14 protein-coding genes are annotated in these 20,073 nt (G+C 73.5%); 9 read left to right on the top strand and 5 right to left on the bottom strand.

Annotated elements, in window-relative coordinates:
- Positions 1-27: 27 nt before the first annotated feature.
- The gene (locus tag ACLBXP_RS11540) at positions 28-1,197 is read right to left on the bottom strand and encodes an MFS transporter (RefSeq protein WP_447667801.1); all 1,170 of its coding nucleotides are present in this window, start codon (positions 1,195-1,197) and stop codon (positions 28-30) included.
- Positions 1,198-1,351: 154 nt separating this feature from the next.
- Between ACLBXP_RS11540 and ACLBXP_RS11535 the strand changes: the two genes are divergently transcribed.
- The 3 genes from ACLBXP_RS11535 to ACLBXP_RS11525 all read left to right on the top strand — a co-directional run bounded on the left by ACLBXP_RS11535 (position 1,352) and on the right by ACLBXP_RS11525 (position 5,231).
- Positions 1,352-2,410 carry an ABC transporter ATP-binding protein gene (locus ACLBXP_RS11535; RefSeq protein ID WP_447667800.1) on the top strand — a complete coding sequence of 353 codons (1,059 nt, stop codon included), beginning with the start codon at positions 1,352-1,354 and terminating at the stop codon, positions 2,408-2,410.
- A gap of 141 nt (positions 2,411-2,551) precedes the next feature.
- Positions 2,552-3,574 carry an extracellular solute-binding protein gene (locus ACLBXP_RS11530; RefSeq protein ID WP_447667799.1) on the top strand — a complete coding sequence of 341 codons (1,023 nt, stop codon included), beginning with the start codon at positions 2,552-2,554 and terminating at the stop codon, positions 3,572-3,574.
- 16 nt (positions 3,575-3,590) lie between these two features.
- Positions 3,591-5,231 carry an ABC transporter permease gene (locus ACLBXP_RS11525; RefSeq protein WP_447667798.1) on the top strand — a complete coding sequence of 547 codons (1,641 nt, stop codon included), beginning with the start codon at positions 3,591-3,593 and terminating at the stop codon, positions 5,229-5,231.
- Here ACLBXP_RS11525 and ACLBXP_RS11520 read toward each other — a convergent pair whose 3' ends face one another.
- Positions 5,232-6,215, bottom strand: a complete 984-nt coding sequence (locus ACLBXP_RS11520) for a LacI family DNA-binding transcriptional regulator (RefSeq protein ID WP_447667797.1) — start codon at positions 6,213-6,215, stop codon at positions 5,232-5,234.
- A 245-nt stretch (positions 6,216-6,460) separates the two neighbouring features.
- Here ACLBXP_RS11520 and ptsP point away from each other — a divergent pair, with 245 nt between their 5' ends.
- The 5 genes from ptsP to ACLBXP_RS11495 all read left to right on the top strand — a co-directional run bounded on the left by ptsP (position 6,461) and on the right by ACLBXP_RS11495 (position 14,914).
- Positions 6,461-9,016: a phosphoenolpyruvate--protein phosphotransferase gene (gene ptsP, locus ACLBXP_RS11515; RefSeq protein WP_447667796.1), complete on the top strand. Its 2,556-nt coding sequence runs from the start codon at positions 6,461-6,463 to the stop codon at positions 9,014-9,016.
- Positions 9,013-9,963 (top strand): 1-phosphofructokinase, encoded by a 951-nt coding sequence (gene pfkB / locus ACLBXP_RS11510; RefSeq protein WP_447667795.1) that lies wholly within the window; start codon positions 9,013-9,015, stop codon positions 9,961-9,963. The genes ptsP and pfkB overlap by 4 nt, the downstream gene beginning before the upstream one ends.
- Positions 9,964-10,013: 50 nt before the next feature.
- A complete protein-coding gene (locus tag ACLBXP_RS11505) occupies positions 10,014-11,735 on the top strand; it encodes a fructose-specific PTS transporter subunit EIIC (RefSeq protein ID WP_447667794.1) in 1,722 nt (573 codons plus the stop codon).
- A gap of 180 nt (positions 11,736-11,915) precedes the next feature.
- Positions 11,916-13,406 carry a carbohydrate porin gene (locus ACLBXP_RS11500; RefSeq protein ID WP_447668035.1) on the top strand — a complete coding sequence of 497 codons (1,491 nt, stop codon included), beginning with the start codon at positions 11,916-11,918 and terminating at the stop codon, positions 13,404-13,406.
- 185 nt (positions 13,407-13,591) lie between these two features.
- Entirely contained in the window at positions 13,592-14,914 is a 1,323-nt protein-coding gene (locus ACLBXP_RS11495) for a Gfo/Idh/MocA family protein (RefSeq protein ID WP_447668034.1), read from the top strand.
- Between the two features lie 34 nt (positions 14,915-14,948).
- On the opposite strand, the gene ACLBXP_RS11490 is transcribed toward ACLBXP_RS11495, so the two are convergent.
- The 3 genes from ACLBXP_RS11490 to ACLBXP_RS11480 form a co-directional block, all read right to left on the bottom strand.
- Complete coding sequence (locus ACLBXP_RS11490) at positions 14,949-16,748, bottom strand: isocitrate dehydrogenase kinase/phosphatase AceK regulatory subunit (protein WP_447667793.1); 1,800 nt, start codon at positions 16,746-16,748, stop codon at positions 14,949-14,951.
- A gap of 84 nt (positions 16,749-16,832) precedes the next feature.
- Complete coding sequence (locus ACLBXP_RS11485) at positions 16,833-17,867, bottom strand: sensor histidine kinase (protein ID WP_447667792.1); 1,035 nt, start codon at positions 17,865-17,867, stop codon at positions 16,833-16,835.
- Between the two features lie 55 nt (positions 17,868-17,922).
- Positions 17,923-18,336, bottom strand: coding sequence for a response regulator (locus tag ACLBXP_RS11480; RefSeq protein WP_447668033.1), 414 nt, complete (start codon positions 18,334-18,336; stop codon positions 17,923-17,925).
- 230 nt (positions 18,337-18,566) lie between these two features.
- Here ACLBXP_RS11480 and ACLBXP_RS11475 point away from each other — a divergent pair, with 230 nt between their 5' ends.
- Entirely contained in the window at positions 18,567-20,066 is a 1,500-nt protein-coding gene (locus ACLBXP_RS11475) for a sensor histidine kinase (RefSeq protein WP_447667791.1), read from the top strand.
- Positions 20,067-20,073: the final 7 nt, after the last annotated feature.

The raw sequence follows: 20,073 nt of genomic DNA, 5'->3' as shown, positions 1-20,073 counted from the left end.
GATGGGGGCGCCGTTCTATATATGTGCTCAAGGGCCCCGTCGAACGGCCCCGTCGCCGGGTCGCTCGCGCAGGCCGAGGGCGAGGGGGAGCGCCGCGAGGCTCAGGGCGGCCATCACCCAGAAGGCGCCCGCCCCGAGGGCGCCGTAGAGGCTCCCGGCCGCGAGGGTCAGCGCGGCGCCGGCCAGCCCGAGCGCGACGGTGCCGTAGAGGGTCAACGCGGTCGCCCGCAGGGCCGGCGGCACGCTCGCCTCGATCAGGCCGAGGCAGGCGAGGTGCAGGAGCGCGAAGGTGAGCCCGTGCAGGGTCTGCGCGCCGACGAGCCAGGGCAGCGCCGTGGTCTGCGCCATCACCGCCCAGCGGAGCGCCCCGGCGCCGGCCGCGAGGGCAAGGCCCCCGGCGAGGCCGATCCGGTCGAGGAGGGGCGGGCCGACCAGCAGGAAGACCACGATCTCGGCCGCCACCGCCTCGGACCACAGGAGGCCCGCGGGCCCGGCGCCGATGCCGGAGGCGCGCCACAGGATCATCGAGAAGCCCTCGTGGAGCGCGTGCGCGCCGACGACGAGGGCCGCCACCACGAGCACCCGGCGGAAGCGCGGCAGGCGGAGCAGCGCACCGACGCCCGGCCGATTCCCCTGCTCCGGATCGCGCTCCGCATCGGGCACGAGCCGGGCCGCCAGCGCCGCGCCGAGGAACACCGCGCCGCCGCACAGGATCGCGGCGTCGAGCCCCCGGGCGGCGACGAGCCAGCCGACGAGGCTCGTCGCCCCGATGAAGGCCGCCGAGCCCGCCGCCCGCACGGTGCCGTAGCGGAAGCCGGGCCGGCCCCCGGCGGCCGCGAGCGCCAGCACGTCGGCCAAGGGCGCCAGCGGCGCGGTCGCGACCGCGTAGGCGAGGCCGATCACCATCAGGGCCGGAAAGCCGTGCCCGGCGAGGTGGGCGAGCGCCGCGAGGCCGGTCAGCGCAGCCGACAGGGCGAGGACGCGGCGGGTCGCGCCCCAGCGGTCGGCGATCCGGCCGGCGAGGGGCCCGGCCGCGAGGCGCATCACCGTCGCGGCGGCGAGCACGCTGCCGATCTCGCCGGACCCCAGGCCGCGCTCCGCCAGGAGATTCGGCAGGAACGGCGACACGCAGCCGTAGCCGCCGTAGAGCGCGCCGTAGAGCAGGAGGAAGCGAGGCAGCGCCGCCGATCCGAACACGCATCCTCCCGGGGCCCCTCGGTCTCGCGCCGGGGCACGGCTGCGAGATAGCGCCCCGCGCGGGCTTCGGCACCGGCGCCGGTCGCGCGGGCGGGCTATCCCGTCGCCGCGTCCTTGCCGTAAGGGAGCGGACGTGCCCCGCCCCGACCCATCCATGCGCCCGCCGCCCGCGCCGGACCCGGCGCCCCGCCTCGTCCTCGACGCCCTGCGCTGCCGGCTCGGCGGCGTGCAGGCGCTCGACGGCGTCAGCCTGACCGTGGCGGCCGGCGAGATCGTCGGGCTCCTCGGCGACTCGGGTTGCGGCAAGAGCACGCTCCTGCGGATCGTGGCCGGCCTGGAGCGGGCGGATTCCGGCGAAGTCCGCCTCGACGGCGCCTCGCTCCTCAATCGGCCGCCGGAGGCCCGCGGCGTCGGGCTGATGTTCCAGGACTACGCGCTGTTCCCCCACCTGACGGTGGCCAAGAACGTCCGCTTCGGGCTCGCCGGGCGCCCCCGCGCGCAGGCCGCCGACCTCGCGCGGGCGCGCCTCGCCGAGGTCGGCCTCGGCCACCGGGCGGGCAGCTACCCCGCCACCCTCTCGGGCGGCGAGGCCCAGCGCGTGGCGCTCGCCCGGGCGCTGGCGCCGGGGCCGCGCATCCTGCTCCTCGACGAGCCGTTCTCGAACCTCGACCGGCGCACCCGCGACCGGGTCCGCGCCGACACGGTGGCGGTCTTGCGCGAGGCCGGCACCACCACGCTCCTCGTGACCCACGACCCCGAGGAGGCGCTCGGCACCTGCGACCGCATCGCGCTCATGCGGGCCGGCCGGATCGTCCAGGCCGGCACCGGCGCGGACCTGTACGACCGTCCGGCCAGCCCGTTCGCGGCCCGCTTCTTCGGCGCGACGCTGGACATCGCCGGACAGTGCCTGGACGGGCGGCTGGACACGCCGCTGGGCATGTTTCCGGCCCGGGGCTTCGAGGACAACGTGCGGTTGTGCGCCTGCCTGCGGCGCGACGCCCTGCGCCCCGGCCCGCCGGGCCGCGGCGTCCCGGGCCGCGTCCTCGCCCGCGCCTTCCTGGGCGACCGGGCCGAGCTCACGGTCGCGGTGCCCGGCCTGCCCGAGCCCGCCACCCTCGCCGTGCCGCCCCAGGACGGCCCGGTGCCCGGCGACGCGATCGGCCTCGAGCTGACCGGCCGCGGCGCATTTATTTTCGCCGCCGAGGCGGATTAAACGGGCCCCTCGAACGAGGCCGGACAAAAGCCGGCGGGCCACGCTGGTATTTCTTTTAACTGTTTTAAATCAAGCGCTTCGGGCTTGCAATTCGGGCGCCCCTCCGTCTGAAGCTTCCCCGTGATCACGCGGGAGGGAACGATGGCGGGGCGGCTTGCAGGGGCGTGTGTGGGGGCGGTGCTGTGCCTGGTCGGCGCGGGCGCCGGGGCCGCCGAGGTGAACCTCTACACCACCCGCGAGCCCGGCCTGATCCGCCCCCTGCTCGATGCCTACACGGCGAAGTCGGGCGTCACGGTCAACACCGTGTTCGTGGAGAAGGGGCTCGCCGAGCGCGTGGCCGCCGAGGGCGAGCGCGCCAAGGCCGACGTGCTGATGACCGTCGACATCGGCAACCTCATCGACCTCGTGGACCGCGGGCTCGCGCAAGGCGTGAAGTCCCCGGTGCTGGAGGCCGCGGTGCCGGCGGCGCTGCGCGACCCCGAGGGCCGCTGGTTCGCCCTCTCGACCCGCGCCCGCGTCGCCTACGCGGATGCCGACGACCTCAAGGCCCTCCAGGCCCTGGCCTACGAGGATCTCGCCGACCCGAAGTGGAAGGGCAAGCTCTGCCTGCGCTCCGGCCAGCACCCCTACAACACGGCCCTCATCGCCCATCACCTCGTCAAGCACGGGCCCGACAAGACGGAGGCCTGGCTCACCGGCGTGAAGGCGAACCTCGCCAAGAAGCCGGCCGGCGGCGACCGCGACGTCGCCAAGGACATCCTCGCCGACACCTGCGAATTGGGGCTCGGCAACTCCTACTACGTCGGCCTGATGCGCTCGGGCCGCGGCGGCCCGGACCAGAAGAAGTGGGGCGAGGCGATCCGCGTGGTGCTCCCGACCTTCGCGGGCGGCGGCACGCACGTGAACGTCTCGGGCGCCGTCGTGGCGAAGAACGCCCCGAACCGCGACGAGGCCGTGCGGCTCCTCGAATACCTCGTCTCGGACGAGGCGCAGGGCCTCTACGCCCGCACCGACTACGAGTACCCGGTCAAGCCCGGCGCGCCGATCGACCCGCTCCTCGCCGAGCTGGGGCCGCTCAAGATCGACGACACGCCGCTCGCCGAGATCGCGCGCAACCGCAAGGCCGCAAGCCTCCTCGTCGACAAGGTCGGGTTCGATCAGTGAGGCGACCCCCCGACCGGTGACGACGCACTCCGCCCCGCGCCTCGCCTGGGGGGTCGCGGCGCTCGTCCTCGTCGGGGTCGTGCTCAGCCCGCTCGCCTCCCTCGGCGTCGAGGCGCTGCGCGGCTCCGGGGAGCTGTGGCCGCACCTCCTCGCGCACGTCCTGCCCCGGGCCACCATGCAGACCGCGCTGCTGCTGGCCGGGGTCGGGCTCGTCGTCGCGCTCGTCGGCACGGGCGCGGCCTGGCTCGTCGCCGCCTACGAGTTCCCGGGCCGGCGGCTCCTCGAGATCGGCCTGGTGCTGCCGCTCGCGGTGCCGACCTACATCGTCGCCTTCGCGTATCTCGACCTGCTCCACCCCCTCGGCCCGGTGCAGACGGGGCTGCGCGACCTCCTCGGCCTGTCGCGCCCGCGCGACCTCGCGCTGCCCGACATCCGCTCCCTCGCGGGCTGCGTGCTGCTCCTCGGCTTCGTCCTCTACCCTTACGTCTACCTGCCCGTGCGCGCGCTCTTCCTGATGCAGGGCGCGAACCTCCTGGAGGCCGCGCGCAGCCTGGGCGCCGGGCCGGCCGCGATGTTCGCCCGCGTGGCGCTTCCGCTCGCCCGCCCGGCGTTGGCCCTCGGCCTCAGCCTCTCGCTGATGGAGACCCTGAACGACATCGGCGCGGCCGAGTTCCTCGGGGTGCGCACCCTCACGGTCCAGGTCTACGCGACCTGGGTCAACCGCACCGACCTCGCGGGCGCCGCCCAGATCGCCCTCGTGATGCTGGCGATCGTGGTCGTCCTCGTCGCCGTGGAGCGGCACGCGCGCCGGGGGCGCGGCTTCGCAGCCTCGGCGCAGCGTCCGCGGCGCATGGCGCGCCGCCGCCTCTCGGGCCTGTCGGCGCTGGCCGCGACGGGTCTCGCCCTCGCGCCGGTCGCCGTCGGGTTCCTGGTCCCGGCGGGCTATCTGGCGACGAAGGCGGCCGAGCGCATCGCCCGCGCCGGCCTGCCCGCCACCCTGGTGCCGGAGATCCTCAGCACCGTCCTCTACGCCGGCCTCGCGACGGCCCTCGCCGGCGCCGTCGGCTTCCTGGTGGCCGCCAGCCCGCGCCTCCTGTCGCGGCGGCTCGGTTCTGTCCTGATCCGGGCGGCGAGCCTCGGCTACGCGCTGCCGGGCACCATCCTCGCGATCGGCCTGCTCGGACCGTTGGCGCTCGCCGACGCCTCGCTGAGCGCCGGGCTCGAAGCGACCCTCGGTGTCGCACCCGCGTTGATCGGGCTCGGGACCGGCGGCGCGCTCGTCACCGCCTATTGCGTGCGCTTCCTCGCGGTGTCGATCGGCAGCTGCGAGGCTGGCCTCGCCCGCCTGCCCGGCAGCGTGCCGGATGCCGCCCGGGTGCTCGGCCGGGGGCCGTTCGGTGCGCTCGCGCGGGTGCAGCTTCCCCTCGCCTGGCCCGCAGCGGCGAGCGGGGCGCTCCTGGTGTTCGTGGATTGCGTGAAGGAGCTGCCGGCGACACTCCTCCTGCGCCCCCTCAACGTGGAGACCCTTGCGACGCACCTCTACGGTGAGGCCGCCCGCGGTACCTACGAGGATGGCGCCGTGGCGGCCCTCCTCATCGTCGCGGTGGGCCTGATCCCCGTGGCGGTGCTGCTCAGGCTCGGGGCCGTGAGCCGCTGATCAGGCGGCCCCCGTCGACCCACGCAGCACCGCGCGGCCGCTCAGCACCACCTTGCGCACCGGCTGACCCGGATTCTCCAGCCGGTCGAACAGCAGGCGCATGGCCTGCGCGCCGATCTCGGCGACGGGCTGCTCGATCACGGTGAGGCCGGGCTCCACCAGCTCCGTCCAGGGCTCGTTGTCGAACCCCGCGAGCGCGATGTCGGCGGGCACCCGAAGGCCCTTCGCGCGGATCGCCCGCACGGCGCCCATCAACATCAGGCCGTTCGAGAGGATCAGGGCCTCTGGCCGGTCAGGCCGGGCGAGCCAGCGGCCGATCTCGGCCTCGGCGGCCTCGGCGTTCGGCGGTGCGGAGCGGACCGCCGGCACGAGGCCGTGCAGGGCCATCGCCGCCTCGTAACCGGCCCGCCGCTCCTGCGCGGTGGAACTCGTCGAGCCGAACAGGCCGCCGATCCGGGAAAATCCCTGCGCGACGAGGTGGTCCACCAGCGCGCCGCTCGCCGCCACGTTGTCGAGGACCACGCTGTCGTGGCTTCCCGGCAGACCGGCGCGGTCGATGAACACCACCGGGAAGCCGAGGCCGCCGGCCTTCAGGCCCGCCGCCGTCGAGCGGGTGGGCGCGAAGATCACGCCGGTCACCCGCTCCTCCTCCATGAGGCGGAGATACATCGCCTCGCGCGAGGGATCCTCGTCGGTGTTGCAGAGGATCACCCGCATGCCGGCCGCGTAGGCCGCGTCCTCCACCGCGCGGCTCACCGCCGTGAAGAACGGGTTGCGGATGTCGGCGACGATCAACCCGATCGTCTGCGTCGCCTGCGAGCGCAGGCGCCGCGCCGAGAGGTTCGGCCGGTAGCCGGTCGCCCGCACCGCGGCTTCCACCTGCTCGCGCAGCGCCTCGCTCACCGGGCCGCGTCCGAGCGCCCTCGACACCGTCGCGGTGGAGACGCCCGCCGCGCGGGCCACGTCCCGGATGCCGACACTCATGGGTAACGGACACGCATGGGGCACTGCCACTCATCTATCCGCATCACCGGCGCGGTGACGGGAAACGTTTGCAGAAACTGTGCGATGGTTCTGCCATTCGGCATCGGGCGCCGCAAGCGCAATCTGTAGTCGCGACAGTGTTCGCGAGTGACGGCAGTTGACACGATTTATGAAAACGTTTTCAGTAGCCGCAACAACGAATCCGGCCGACTCGCCGGAGCTGCACCGGGAGGAGAGGGCACGCCATGCTCGCACCGACGCCGACGTTCACCCCGCGCCTGCTGATCCGCACGGGCGCCGCGCCCGCCGACAAGACGGCGGCGATCCGCGAGGCCGCCCAGCTCCTCTCCGCCTCGGGGTGCATCGACCCCGCCTACGGCGAGAGCATGCTGCGGCGCGAGGAGGTGGCGAACACCTATCTGGGCCACGGGGTCGTGATCCCCCACGGTATGGTCGACGATCGCCACCTCGTCCGGGAGAGCGGGCTCGCCGTGCTGCAGGTGCCGGGCGGCATCCCCTGGCACGACGGGCAGATGGCCTACCTCGTCGTCGCGATCGCGGCGCAGTCCGATACCCACATCACGGTGCTGCGCCGCCTCACGCGCCTGATCCAGGACGAGGCCCGCCTCGAAGTCCTGCGCACCACGACGAAGCAGGACGAGATCGCGGCCGCCCTCTCCGAGGACGCGGCGGCGCCGGGCTCCGCGGGGCCCGCCACCGACCTGCGCCAGCGCTTCGAGTGGACTGTCGACTACCCGACCGGCCTTCACGCCCGGCCCGCCTCCCACTGGGTCGAGACGGCCCGCGCCCTCCCGGCCCGCATCCAGGTCCGGCACGGCGCCCAGGTGGCGGATGCCAAGAACCTGATCGCGCTGCTCCAGCTCGGCCTGCGCTGTGGCGACGCCGTGACGATCTCGGCGGAGGGCGACGACGAGGCCGGTGCGCTGGCGAAGGTCTGCGCCGCGGTGACCGGCCTCAGCGCCGGCGAGAAGGCGGCTGCCCAGCGCGCCGCGGAGGCCGCCGCCAGGGCGGCCGGCCCGGTCGCGGGCTGGAACCCGGCGGACGCACCGCAGATCGTGTCCGGCATCGGCGCGAGCCCCGGCATCGCCATCGGCCCGGTCCACGTGCTCGCCGCCGCCGAGGTGAGCGTGCCGGACGAGCCCGAATCGCTTCAGAGCGGCGGCGACCGCCTGCACGCGGCGCTCGCGGCCACCGGCGACCAGCTCAAGGCGCTCGCCGACGACACCGAGCGCCGCCTCGGCAAGGCCGATGCGGGCATCTTCCGGGCGCAAGGCGAGCTCATCGCCGACACCGACCTGATCACCCTGGCCTGCCAGCTCATGGTCGAGGGGCACGGCGTCGCCTACGCCTGGAACGCGGCGGTGGAGCGCCTCGCCGGCCAGCTCTCGGCGCTCGGCAACCCGGTCCTCGCCGGGCGCGCCGCGGACCTGCGCGACGTCGGCCGCCGGGTGCTCGCCCAGATCGACCCGGCGCTGAAGAGCGGGCACGACCTGCCGGACGAGCCCTGCATCCTGATCGCCCAGGATCTCGCGCCCTCCGACACGGCCGGCCTCGACCCGGCCCGCGTCATCGGCCTCGCCACCGCGCAGGGCGGCCCCACCTCGCACACCGCGATCCTCGCCCGCACCCTCGGCATCCCCGCGATCGTGGCGGGCGGCCCGGGGCTGATGGCCCTCCAGAACCGCGCCACCGCGATCCTCGACGGCACCACCGGCCGCCTCTACCTCGATCCGAGCGAGGCCGACCGCGCCTCCGCGGCGGCCTGGCGGGAGCGCCAGCGCGAGCAGGCCGAAGCCGAGGCGCGCGAGCGGGCGCTTCCCGCCCGGACCCGCGACGGCCACGCCGTGGCGATCGGCGCCAACGTCAACAATCCCGAGCAGGTGCCGTTCGCCCTCGACCAGGGCGCCGAGGGCGTCGGCCTGATGCGCACCGAGTTCCTGTTCCTGGAGCGCGGCGACACCCCCTCGGAGGACGACCAGTACGAGACCTACGCGGGGATGCTGAGGGCCCTCGACGGTCGGCCCCTGATCGTGCGGACGCTCGACATCGGCGGCGACAAGCAGGTCGCGCATCTCCACCTGCCGAAGGAGGAGAACCCCTTCCTCGGCGTGCGCGGCGCCCGCCTGCTGCTGCGCCGGCCGGACCTGATGGAGCCGCAGCTGCGCGCCCTCTACCGGGCGGCGAGGGACCACGTGCCGGCCGATGCCCCCACGGGCAAGGAGGCGCCGCTCTCCATCATGATGCCGATGATCACCTCGGTCCCCGAGGTGCTCCGCCTGCGCGAGGTCTGCGAGCGGATCCGGGGTGAGATCGGCGCGCCGCCGGTGCCCCTCGGGATCATGATCGAGGTGCCGGCCGCCGCGATCCAGGCCGACGTGCTCGCCCGCCACTGCGACTTCTTCTCGATCGGCACCAACGACCTGACCCAGTACGCGCTGGCCATCGACCGGCAGAATACCGAGCTCGCGCCGGAGGCCGACTCGCTCCACCCGGCGGTGCTGCGGCTGATCCACATGACCTGCGAGGGCGCGGCGCGGCACGGGCGCTTCGTTGGCGTCTGCGGCGGCATCGCGGGCGATCCGTTCGGGGCCTGCCTGCTCGCCGGCCTCGGCGTGCACGAGCTCTCGATGACGCCCCGCGACCTGCCCGGCGTGAAGGCGCGCCTGCGGGCTGCCGAGATGGGCGAGCTGCGGGCGCTGGCCGCCAGGGCCTGCGCGCAGGAGGACGCCGCAGCCGTGCGCGCCCTCGACACGGGCGCCGACGCCGGGGCCGCGGCATGAGCACCGTCGTCACCCTGACCCTGAACCCGGCGATCGACCAGACCGTCACCCTCGGCCGGCTGGTGCCGGGGGCGGTGCACCGGGCGCAGGCCGTCCGGGCGAATGCCGGCGGCAAGGGCGTGAACGTCGCGAGCTGCCTCGCCGATTGGGGCGTGCCCACGGCCGCCACCGGCATCCTCGGCCAGGACAACGCCGCGCCCTTCGAGCAGATGCTGGCCGAGAAGGGCATCGACGACCGCTTCGTCTGGATCCCGGGCGAGACCCGGACCAACCTGAAGCTCCTCGATTCCGGCAGCGGCGAGACCACCGACATCAACCTGCCGGGCCTCGCCGTGACGCCCGGAACCCTCGACGCCGTGCGGGCGGTGCTGGGCGACCTCACGGGTCCCGGCAGCCTCGCGGTGCTGGCCGGCAGCCTGCCCGGCGGCGTCGCGCCGGACGCCTACCTCCACTTCACCGCCGACCTGAAGGCCCGCGGCGCCCGCGTCGTGCTCGACGCGTCGGGGCCGGCCCTCGCGGCGGCGCTCGCCGCCCCGCCGGATGCCCTGCCCCACGCGATCAAGCCGAACCGGCACGAGCTGGAGGAGTGGGCCGGCCGGCCCCTCGACGGCCTCGGCGAGGTGCTTTCGGCCGCCCGCGCCCTCTGTGCGCGCGGCATTCCCCTGGTGGCCGTCTCCCTCGGCGCGGACGGGGCGCTGTTCGTCGGGTCCGGTGAGGCCCTGCACGCCCGCCCGCCCGCCATGCCGGTCGAGAGCACCGTCGGGGCCGGCGACGCGCTGGTGGCCGGTCTCGTCGCCGGCCTGCACGCCGCCCTGCCGCTGTCCGACATCGCCCGGCTCGCCCTGGCCTTCGCGGCCGGCAAGCTCACGCGAGCGGGCCCGAACCTGCCCCCGCGCGACACCGTGCGGGGCATCGCCGAGACGATCCGGGTGGAGCCGATGGGCTGAGGCGGGCGGACCCGCCCCCGACGACAATCAAGACCCAACAGGAGGAAACCATGGCCCAGCTTCTGGCGGTGGTGGGAGGCGGAGACCTCTCGACCCATGCCGTTCTCGCCCTCGAAGCCCTGCGCAAGGCGGCCGGGCGCCGCAACCAGTCGATCGCGCTGGAACTGCGCGGGCGGGGCACCAGCGGCAACCCGATACCCGACGCCGCGATCCGCGAGGCCAGGGCGGTCCTCCTCGTGGGCGAGGGCGATCTCGGCGAGGGCCGGTTCGGCGCCCTGTCGCGGGCCAAGGTCGCGATCGCCGACGTCCTGTCCGACGTCAACGGGGTGCTCGACCGGGCGCTCGCCGGCGCGGCGCCGGCCGCCGCCGCCGACGCGGCCGGGCCGAAGCGCATCGTCGCCATCACCTCCTGCCCCACCGGCATCGCCCACACCTTCATGGCGGCCGAGGGCATCCAGGCCGCCGCCAAGGCGCTCGGTCACGACGTCCGCGTGGAGACGCAAGGGTCGGTCGGCGCCCGCGACGCGCTGACGGCACCCGAGATCGCGGCGGCCGACATCGTCCTGATCGCGGCCGACACGGGCGTCGACCGGGCCCGCTTCGCCGGCAAGCGCGTCTACGCGACGAACACCAAGGCGGCGATCCGCGACGGCAAGGGCCTCATCGCCACCGCGCTCGCCGAAGCGCAGCTGCAGGCGGCGGGCGGTGCTGCCGAGGCGAAGGCAGAGGGACCCGCCCGCCCGGCGGCGGCCGAGACGAAGGCCGGGGCCTACAAGCACCTGATGACCGGCGTCTCCTTCATGCTGCCCTTCGTGGTGGCGGGCGGGCTCCTGATCGCGCTGGCCTTCGCGGTGGGCGGCATCGACGCCATGGCCCCCGGCAACGCCGGCACCCTCGGCTACGCGCTGGGCGAGATCGGCGCCAAGGCCGCCTTCGCGCTGATCGTCCCGGCGCTCGCCGGCTACATCGCCTACTCGATCGCCGATCGCCCAGGGATCGCGCCGGGCATGATCGGCGGCATGCTGGCCGCCAACCTCCAGGCGGGCTTCCTGGGCGGCATCGCGGCGGGCTTCATCGCCGGCTACACCACCGCCTTCCTCAACCGGCACATCCGCCTGCACAGGAACCTCGAAGGGCTCAAGCCCGTCCTGATCCTGCCGCTCCTCGCCACCACGATCACGGGCCTCCTCATGGTCTACGTGGTCGGCGTGCCGGTGGCCTCGGTGCTCGCCGCGCTCACCGGCTGGCTCAAGGGGATGCAGGGGGCGAGCGCCCTCGTCCTCGGGCTCGTCCTCGGCGGCATGATGGCCGTCGACATGGGCGGCCCGATCAACAAGGCGGCCTACGCGTCCGCCGCCGCGCTGCTCTCCTCGGGCGTCGACGCCCCGATGGCTGCGGTGATGATCGGCGGCATGACGCCGCCGCTCGGCATCGCGCTGGCCACCCGCCTGTTTCCCGGCCGCTTCACCGGCCCGGAGCGCGAGGCCGGCGGCGCTGCGGCGGTGCTCGGCGCGGCCTTCATCACCGAGGGGGCGATCCCGTTCGCGGCCGCGGACCCGCTGCGGGTCATCCCCTCCATGGTGGCGGGCTCCGCCATCGCCGGCGCGACCGCGCTCAGCCTCGGCGTGCAGCTCAAGGTGCCCCACGGCGGCCTATTCGTGCTGCCGATCCCGAACGCCGTGACGAACGTCACCGGCGCCGTGATCGCGCTCGCGGCCGGCACGGCGGTGACCGCGCTGATGGTCGGGCTCCTCAAGAAAAGGGCCGCCTGAGGCAAGCGCGCCACGGACGAAGATTGAGGAGTCCGAATAGTCTCCGAACATGAGCAATCATGATCGAGGATCTATTTGAGCGGTAACTGTTCAAAGGTTGCGAACGAGAAGACCGAAATGCACAACCCGGCGGCAGACCGGGACGACAAGGCGACGAAGATTCGGGAATCGGGGGACATCATGAAGGGGATCTGGACGGGGTTGATCGCGCTCGGGCTGGGCGCGGCAGGGGGGGCGGACGGCGCCTGGGCGCAGGACCTCCCGGCGGGAACCGGCATCGGCGTGCCGGCGACGGTGGCGCGGCCGGGCACGCGAGCCCGGCAGGCGCCTCCCCCCCGGCCGGACGGGGCGGGCTTCGACGGGGCCGACAGCGCCGCCGGGGCGGCCGACACCCTCGGCCAGACGGCCACGCCGCCGACCCTGCCGCCGGGCACCTACGACCTCGGCAACGGGCTCAGCCTCATCGCGAACTACACGGGGCAGGGGGCGATCAATCCGATCGGCGGCATCCGTCAGGGCTCGGCCTGGGCGGGGCAGGTCTTCTTCGGCATCGACGGCGACCTGCAGCGGCTCGCCGGCATCGACGGCGGCTCGTTCCACGTGGCGGTGACGAACCGCCACGGCCGCAACCTCGCCGGCGACTTCATCGGCAACAACACCAGCGTGCAGGAGATCTTCGGCGGCGGGCAGACCACGCGGCTGACCCTGCTCTCCTACCAGCAGAAGCTGTTCGACAACCGCCTCGACATCGAGTTCGGGCGGCTGGTCGCCAACATCGCCTTCCTGAACTCGCCGCTATACTGCAACTTCCAGTCGAATTCCGCCTGCGGAAACCCGACCTTCGTCTTCAAGACGTCGAACTTCACCTTCTGGCCGGTGTCGAGCTGGGGCGCGCACGCCAAGGCCTGGCTGACCGACAAGGTGTTCTTCCACGTCGGCGCCTACGAGGTGAACCCGCTGCATCAGCAGCCCGGCGACAACGGCCTCGACTTCTCCCTGAAGGGGGCCACCGGCGCGATCGTGCCGTTCGAGCTCGGCTACTCCACCACCTTCGCCAACGATGTCCTGCCACGCAACTACGGCATCGGCGGGTGGTACGACGCCTCCGACTACGCCGACCCGGTGCGCGACGTCACGGGCAACCGGGCGGTCCTCACCGGGCTGCCGCTCGCCACCCGCTTCGGCCGCTCTGGCGTCTACGCCCGCTTCGACCAGATGATCTGGCGCCCGGACCCGACAGCGCCGCAGGGCCTGACCGTGTTCGGCGTCGCCATGACGGGCACCTCGGGCCGCCTCGTCGAGGACTACTTCCTGGAGATCGGCGCGCTCCAGACCGGCACCTTCGCGAGCCGGCCCTTCGACACGGTGGGCTTCGTCATCAACACCCAGAAGTTCAGCCCGCTGGCGCTCTCCAACATCACCCTGGCGCAGAACGCGATCGGCCTGAACCGGGTCATTCCGAGCCAGCAGATCATGATGGAGCTGAACTACGGTATCCAGGTGAACCCGGCGATCCGCCTGACCCCGAACCTGCAATACATCATCAACCCCGATCAGACCCGGTTCCCCTTCTACCCGAAGAACATTCCGGACGCGTTCGTGGTCGGTGCCAAGCTGTCGGTGGACCTGTTCACCCTGGCGGGGCTGGCGAAGGGGCCGGGCAGCTGGTGAGGACGCACGCCTGACGCGCGTCCGCCGTTCCGAGCGTCGGGGCGGTTGGCCGCAGGCGCGCTGTCCCGATGGATCCAACGCCGCCCCGGGAGGTTCCTCGGGCTCACGGCGCCGCTCCGGGTGCCGCCGAGACGGCAGGGCTCATGGCAAACGACCATCCGGCACACGACGAAGCGCGGCAGGAGATGTCCGAGGACGGTGCTGCGGGGCTGTCCCGGCGCCATCTCCTGCGGGCCGGCGGTCTCGGACTGACGGGGGCGGCGCTTCTCGGGATCGTGCCGGCCCGGGCGGCCCAGAACCCGCCGGGCGGCCCGGCAGTGCCGGCCGATACCGGGGCCGTGCAGGGCGGCCGGGTGGTCTTCCCGAATTGGCGCGGGGCGGGCGACCGCCCTCCGCCGCCGCCGCCCGCCCCGCAGCCCCCGGAGAAGCGGGTGGGCTACTGCGTGATCGGCCTCGGCCGCCTCAGCCTTGAGGAGATCCTGCCCGCCTTCGGCGAGGCGAAGCGCGCGCGGGTCGTCGCGCTGATGTCGGGCTCGCCCGAGAAGGCGAAGCTGGTGGCCGAGCAGTACGGGATCGGCCCGGACGCGGTCTACGGATACGGCGACTGGGAGCGCCTGAAGCAGAACCGCGCCGTGCAGGCGGTCTACATCGTGACGCCGAATGCGCTGCACCGCGAGCACGTCTTGGCCGCGGCTGCGGCCGGCAAGCACGTGCTCTGCGAGAAGCCGATGGCAGCCTCCTCGGCGCAGGCCCGCGACATGATCGCGGCCTGCGAGGCGGCCAAGGTGCACCTGATGATCGCCTATCGGTGCCAGTACGAGCCCTTCAACCGCGAGGTGGTGCGCCTGACCCGCTCCGGCGATCTCGGCAAGCCTCGCATGATCCAGGCCTTCAACGGGCAGACCACTGGCCTGCCGGAGCAGTGGCGCCTCAAGAAGGGCCTCGCCGGCGGCGGGGCGCTGCCGGATATCGGGCTCTACTGCCTCAACGGGGTCCGGGCGCTGCTCGGCGAGGAGCCCGCCTCGATCACGGCGCAGATCCAGTCGAGCCCGGAGGATTCGAAGTTCCGAGAGGTCGAGGAGAACGTCAGCTTCACGCTGCGCTTCCCGTCCGGCGTCCTCGCGCAATGCATGACGAGCTACGGCGTGCACGAGGCGCGCCGGCTCACGGTGCACACGAGCCTCGCCGAGATCGACCTCGAGAACGCCTTCGCCTACCGGGGGCAGCGCCTGGTCGTCTCCCGGCCGGAGGGCAAGACCGAATCGCGCGACGAGCGCCAGCTCACCCCGAAGAACCAGTTCGCGCTGGAACTCGACCACTTCGCGCGCTGCGTCCAGGAGGGACGGCGCCCGCGGACCCCGGGCGAGGAGGGGTTGCAGGACCACGTCCTGATGGAGGCGATCTACGAATCCGCCCGCACCGGCGCCCCGGTCGAGGTCGGTCCGCCCGCCGGGGCCGGGAGCGGCCTCGACGTGACCCGCGGGCCCGAGCCCGACGAAGCCGGATAGAGAGCCGGTCCGCGACCGCGAGGCGGTCCCCGCCTCACCCCGTGCGCAGCGCGTGGCGGTGCAGGCGGCGGCCCGGCGGGTAGCTGCGGACGCGGGGGACCTTGCCGGCCCCGAGCGCCCGCTGCATCCCCTCCCAGTAATCGACGGTCAGCAACTCCGCATGGGCCTCCCGGAAGGTCCGGCGCAGCGCGGGATCGTCGAGGCGCAGGCCCGTCATCATCTCCTCGGGCAGGAACACCGTGCCCTCCTCGAAGTACCAGTCCGGGATGCCCTCCTCGCCGTCCTCGCGGCCGAGGTTGGTGCGGATCTTCACGTTGGTCAGCGGCTCGACCGCGTCGTAGTCGAACAGGAACACGCGCCGTACGGCGCTGACGCCGTAGTTGCGCCCGTCGAGGTCTCGGTTGAACAGGTTCGCGGCGGCGTTGTTCTTGATGCAGTCGCCGAGGTTGAGGACTGCCCGCACGGCTTCCTCGCTGGAGGCGGTCTCCAGGAAAAGCGGCAGCGGCGTCATCTTCATCTGGGCGATCAGGTGCCCGAACAGCACCGCGTCCCCGTGGCGGCTCACGGTGCCGGCGCCGGCCTCCAGCAATTCGTCCAGCAGCGCCGGCGCGAACAGATCGGCCGGCAGCGAGGCGTTGGTGTAGAGGATGTTGTCCAGCATCGAGCCGGCGCGGTCCGCGCCGTGGACGAGATCGTACTTGTCGAGCACCGCCCGAACGCCCGGGAAGTGGCCCCACTTGTAGCCCGAGGTCGGCCGGTCGCGGATGATCTTCATCACGTAGCGCGACGAGGGCATCGAGAAACCGATCGCCACCGTGCCGCGAAAGCCCGCCGCCGTGTCGAGGCGCTCGCCCGTGCGGGCGTGCTCGGCCAGGATCTCGCGCATCACCGCGCCCTTGCCGACGTGGTTGAAGCCGATGGTCGAGTAGTGGGTGCCGATGGGGCGCCGCGGCATCAGCCCGTGCAGGAAGGCCGCGAGCTCGTGGTAGCGCGGGTTGGTGACGTGGAAGTTCGCGAGCGTCGAGGAGAAGGCGTATTGCAGGTCGTCGCCCTCGGTCAGGACCGCGTCCACGAACAGGCCGTCGCGACCGTGCAGGACCATGATCATCAGGGGCAGGGGCGGGCCCTCGCCCGCCTCGATCCGCCCGACGAGCGCCGCGCCCCGGTCGCGGAAGAAGCCCGCCTCCACCATGTCGATGGCGAGCGCGTCGCCGCCCTTGAGCCCGCGGCGCAGCAGCGCCCGGGTGATCTCCAGGCCGACGAGGCGGGCATCCGCGGCAAGGTCGCGCCAGGACGCCCGGAGGCCGCCGACGGCGAGCATGCGCTGGACATCCGCCGGCCGCACCGGCACCGTCGCGGACAGGCGTGTCAGGACGGAGCCCGGGTGGTCGAGGCCGGGCGCCTCCCGCTCGGCGTAGCTCACCGGTCGCCAGGGCTCCGCGCAGAGGTCGCGGCGGATCGAGGACAGGAACGCGAAGGCGAGGTCGGCCTCGTAGCGATCGGCGATGCGGGCGCGGTAGGCCGCCTCGATCAGGCTCCACGTCGCGGCGTCGCGCGCGAGCTCGGGGGCGGCCGCGGCGAGGTCCGGCGCGAGGCCCGCCACCGCGCGGGCGTAGACCGACAGGCGCTCGCGGGACAGCCGCAGGGTCTCGGGCCAGTCCCGCGCCTCGAAGGCGGCCTGGACCTGGTGGGGGATCGCCCGCGAGGCCCGGTAATAGGCGTCGAAGGCCGAGAACACGATGGCGGCGACGATGCCGGCCCGCTCCTCCCGCTCGAAGGCCGCGTAGAGGTCGTCGAGGCCGGGCGCGTCGGGGGTGGCGGAACTCTCGCTCATCGGCCGAGTATGGACCGGCCGCGGCGGACTTGCCTATGCGGACTGAACCCATTCTGACACCGCCCCGGCCGCGGAGCCGCCCCGTCAGAGCCGCTGGACGGCTTCGAGCGGCACCCTGACCGACAGGGTCGCGCCCTCCGGCGGGTAGGCGAGGGTCACGTCCGCGCCGAGGCCCTGCGCGAGGCTCCGCTCGATCAGGCGGGACCCGAAACCCTTGCGCCGGGGCGGCGCGACGGCGGGGCCGCCCGCCTCGCGCCAACGGAAGTCGAGGGTCGGCACCTCGCCGGCCCGTTCGATCGACCAGGTGATCGCCACCTCGCCCGCGTCGGTCGAGAGCGCCCCGTACTTCGTCGCGTTGGTGCCGAGCTCGTGCAGGGCCAGCGCGAACGAGAGCGCCGAGCGCGGCCCGAGGGTCAGGTCCGGCCCGGATATGCGGAAGCGCCCGGCCTCGCCGGGGGCGAGGATGCGCACCGCGCCGGCGACGAGGCTCGCGAGGTCCGCCTCCGTCCAGCTGCCCTGGAGCAGGAGGTCGTGCGCCTGCGCGAGGGCGATGAGGCGCGCCTCGAACGCCTCCCGGGCCTCGGCCAGGCTGGCCTCGCCCCGCAGGGTCTGGGCCGCGATGGCCTGGACGAGGGCCAGCGTGTTCTTCACCCGGTGCCCGAGCTCCTGCATGAGCAGGCGCTGCCGCTCCTCGGCCTCGAGCTTCTCGCGGCGGAGCCGCTCCTGTTCCAGGGCCGCCTGCACGGCCTCGCCGAGGAGTTCGCGGAAGTGGCCGGCGAGGTCCTTGAGCACGTAGTCGCCGGCCCCCGCCTTGAGGGCGGCCACCGCGATGCGCAGGTCCTCGGAGCCCGTGACGTAGATGACGGGCGGCGGGCTCGGCAGCGCCCGGATGCGCGCGAGGATGTCGAGCCCGGTCTCGGCCGGGAGGTGGTGGTCGAGGGCCACCGCGTCGACGCCGCCGGCCGCGATCCGCGCGAGCCCGCTCGCCCCGTCGACGGCGTGCTCGACGCTCCAGCCCCGCGCCTTCAGGGCGCGCGCCACGAGGCGCACGAGGCCGGCATCGTCGTCGATGTAGAGGAGCCGTACGCCGGGCCCGGGCGAGGCGCCTCCGGCGCTCACGGGGTCGTTCCGGCGGGCGAACGCTCCGGAAGGCTGAAGGTGCGCGCCATCGCCGTCAGGCCGTCTCCGGGACCTGCATCACCGAGAAGAACAGCCCGAGCTGCCGGATCGCGTTGGAGAAGCCCTCGTAGTTCACCGGCTTCGTCACGTAGACGTTGCAGCCGAGGTCGTAGCAGCGCTGGATCTCGCGCTGGTCGTCCGTGGTCGTGAGCACGACCACGGGCGAGCGCCTGAGGTGCTGGTTGGCCTTCACCTGCGCGAGAATGTCGATGCCGGTCATGTCCGGCAGGTTGAGGTCCAGCAGGATCAGGAGCGGCTTGCCGGCATTCGACGCCCCCGTCCCGTCCGCCCCGAGGAGGTGGGCGAGCGCCGACGTGCCGTCGCGGAAGGCGGTGATCGCGTTGTTGACGCCGGCGCGGCGGATGTTGCGCTCGATGAGCCGCGCGTGCCCCTCGTCGTCCTCGATCATGATGATGTGGACTGGGCTCACGCTGCGCTCCCCGGAGGCGCCGGGCCGCGCCTCGGCCCGGCATGATGCGCGGCCGGCAGCGGCATCCCAACCCCTTAGCAGGATCGAGAGAGCGGGCAAGGGGACGCGCCCGGGCATCAGCCGGGTCGCCTCGCATCGCGACCGGCGGCGCGCTTCCGCCCGGCGAGGGCGCACCCTATAGCTCGGCCGACCCGACCGGAGACTCCCCCGTGCCCACGCTCTCCGAGAAGCGCCACCGCGCCCTCGTCGCCGCCATCGCCGAGATGACCTGGACGACCGATGCCGAGGGGCGGGTGCAGGACATGCCGGATTGGCGTGCCTACACCGGGCAGTCGCCCGAGGCGGTCGCGGGCTGGGGCTGGCTGGACGCCCTGCACCCGGACGACCGGGCGCCGACCTCCGCGGCCTGGAACGCGGCAGTGGCGGGCCATGCCCGCTACGTCATCGAGTACCGCGTCCGCGGCGCCGACGGTCTCTACCGCTGGTTCAACGCCCGCGCCGCGCCGGTGCTCGACGAGGACGGGGACATCCTCGAGTGGGCGGGCGTCTGCATCGACATCGAGGATCGCAAGCAGGCGGAGGCCGAGGTCATCGCCCGCGAGAGCGATTTCCGCGTGATGGCCAACGCCATCCCGCAGCTCGCCTGGATGTCCGACCCGGCGGGCGACCTCTATTGGTACAACCAAAGATGGTTCGAATACACCGGAACGACCATGGAGGAGATGCGCGACTCGGGCTGGCGCAAGCTCCACCATCCCGACTACCTGGACGCAGCCGCGGAGAAGTTCACCCGCCACATCGCGAGCGGTGAGCCCTGGGAGGACACCTTTCCGCTGCGGGGCGCCGATGGCGCCTACCGGTGGTTCCTGTCGCGAGCCCGGCCGATCCGCGACGAGAGCGGCGCCATCGCGCGCTGGTTCGGCACCAACACCGACATCACCGAGGCCCGCGAGACGACGCTCGCCCTGAGCGAGGCGAACGAGGAGGTGCAGCGCTACGCCTACATCGTGAGCCACGACCTGCGCGCTCCGCTCGTCAACATCATGGGCTTCACGAGCGAGCTCGACCTGCTGCGCGGCGAGGTCGCGGAGGCGCTCGCGGGGCACCCTGCTGCGGAGACCATCGCGGAGGACTTCCGCGAATCCCTCGGCTTCATCCGGGCCGCGGTGTCCAAGATGGACGGGCTGATCGGGGCGATCCTGCGCCTGTCGCGGGAGGGCAAGCGCCAATACCGGCCCGAAGCCCTCGACATGGGCGCCCTCGTCCGGGGCATCGCCGACGCACAGCGCCATCAGGCGGACGCAGCCGGCGCCGCCGTGGAGATCGGGCCGCTGCCGGCGATCAACGCCGACCGGCTCGCCGTCGAGCAGATCTTCGGCAACCTCATCGACAACGCGATCAAGTACCTCGATCCCACGCGGCCCGGGCGGATCACGGTCACGGGCTGGGCGGGCGCGGAGTTCGCGGTCTTCACGGTGCGGGACAACGGACGCGGCATTCAGCCCGCCGATCATGCCCGCGTGTTCGAGCTGTTCCGCCGCTCCGGCCGGCAGGACCGCCCCGGGGAGGGCATCGGCCTCGCCCACGTCAAGACGCTGGTGCGGGCGCTCGGCGGACGCATCGGCCTCGAATCGGCGCTCGGCGAGGGGACGCGCTTCACCGTGCACCTGCCGCTGCGGGCCGCGCCGGCCTCGCGCCCGGCCTCCTGAGCCGCCT

The sequence above is a fragment of the Methylobacterium sp. A54F genome (assembly GCF_053346035.1).
The sequence above is the reverse complement of the archived record's forward strand: the minus strand, read 5'-3'. Positions and strand labels throughout refer to the sequence as shown.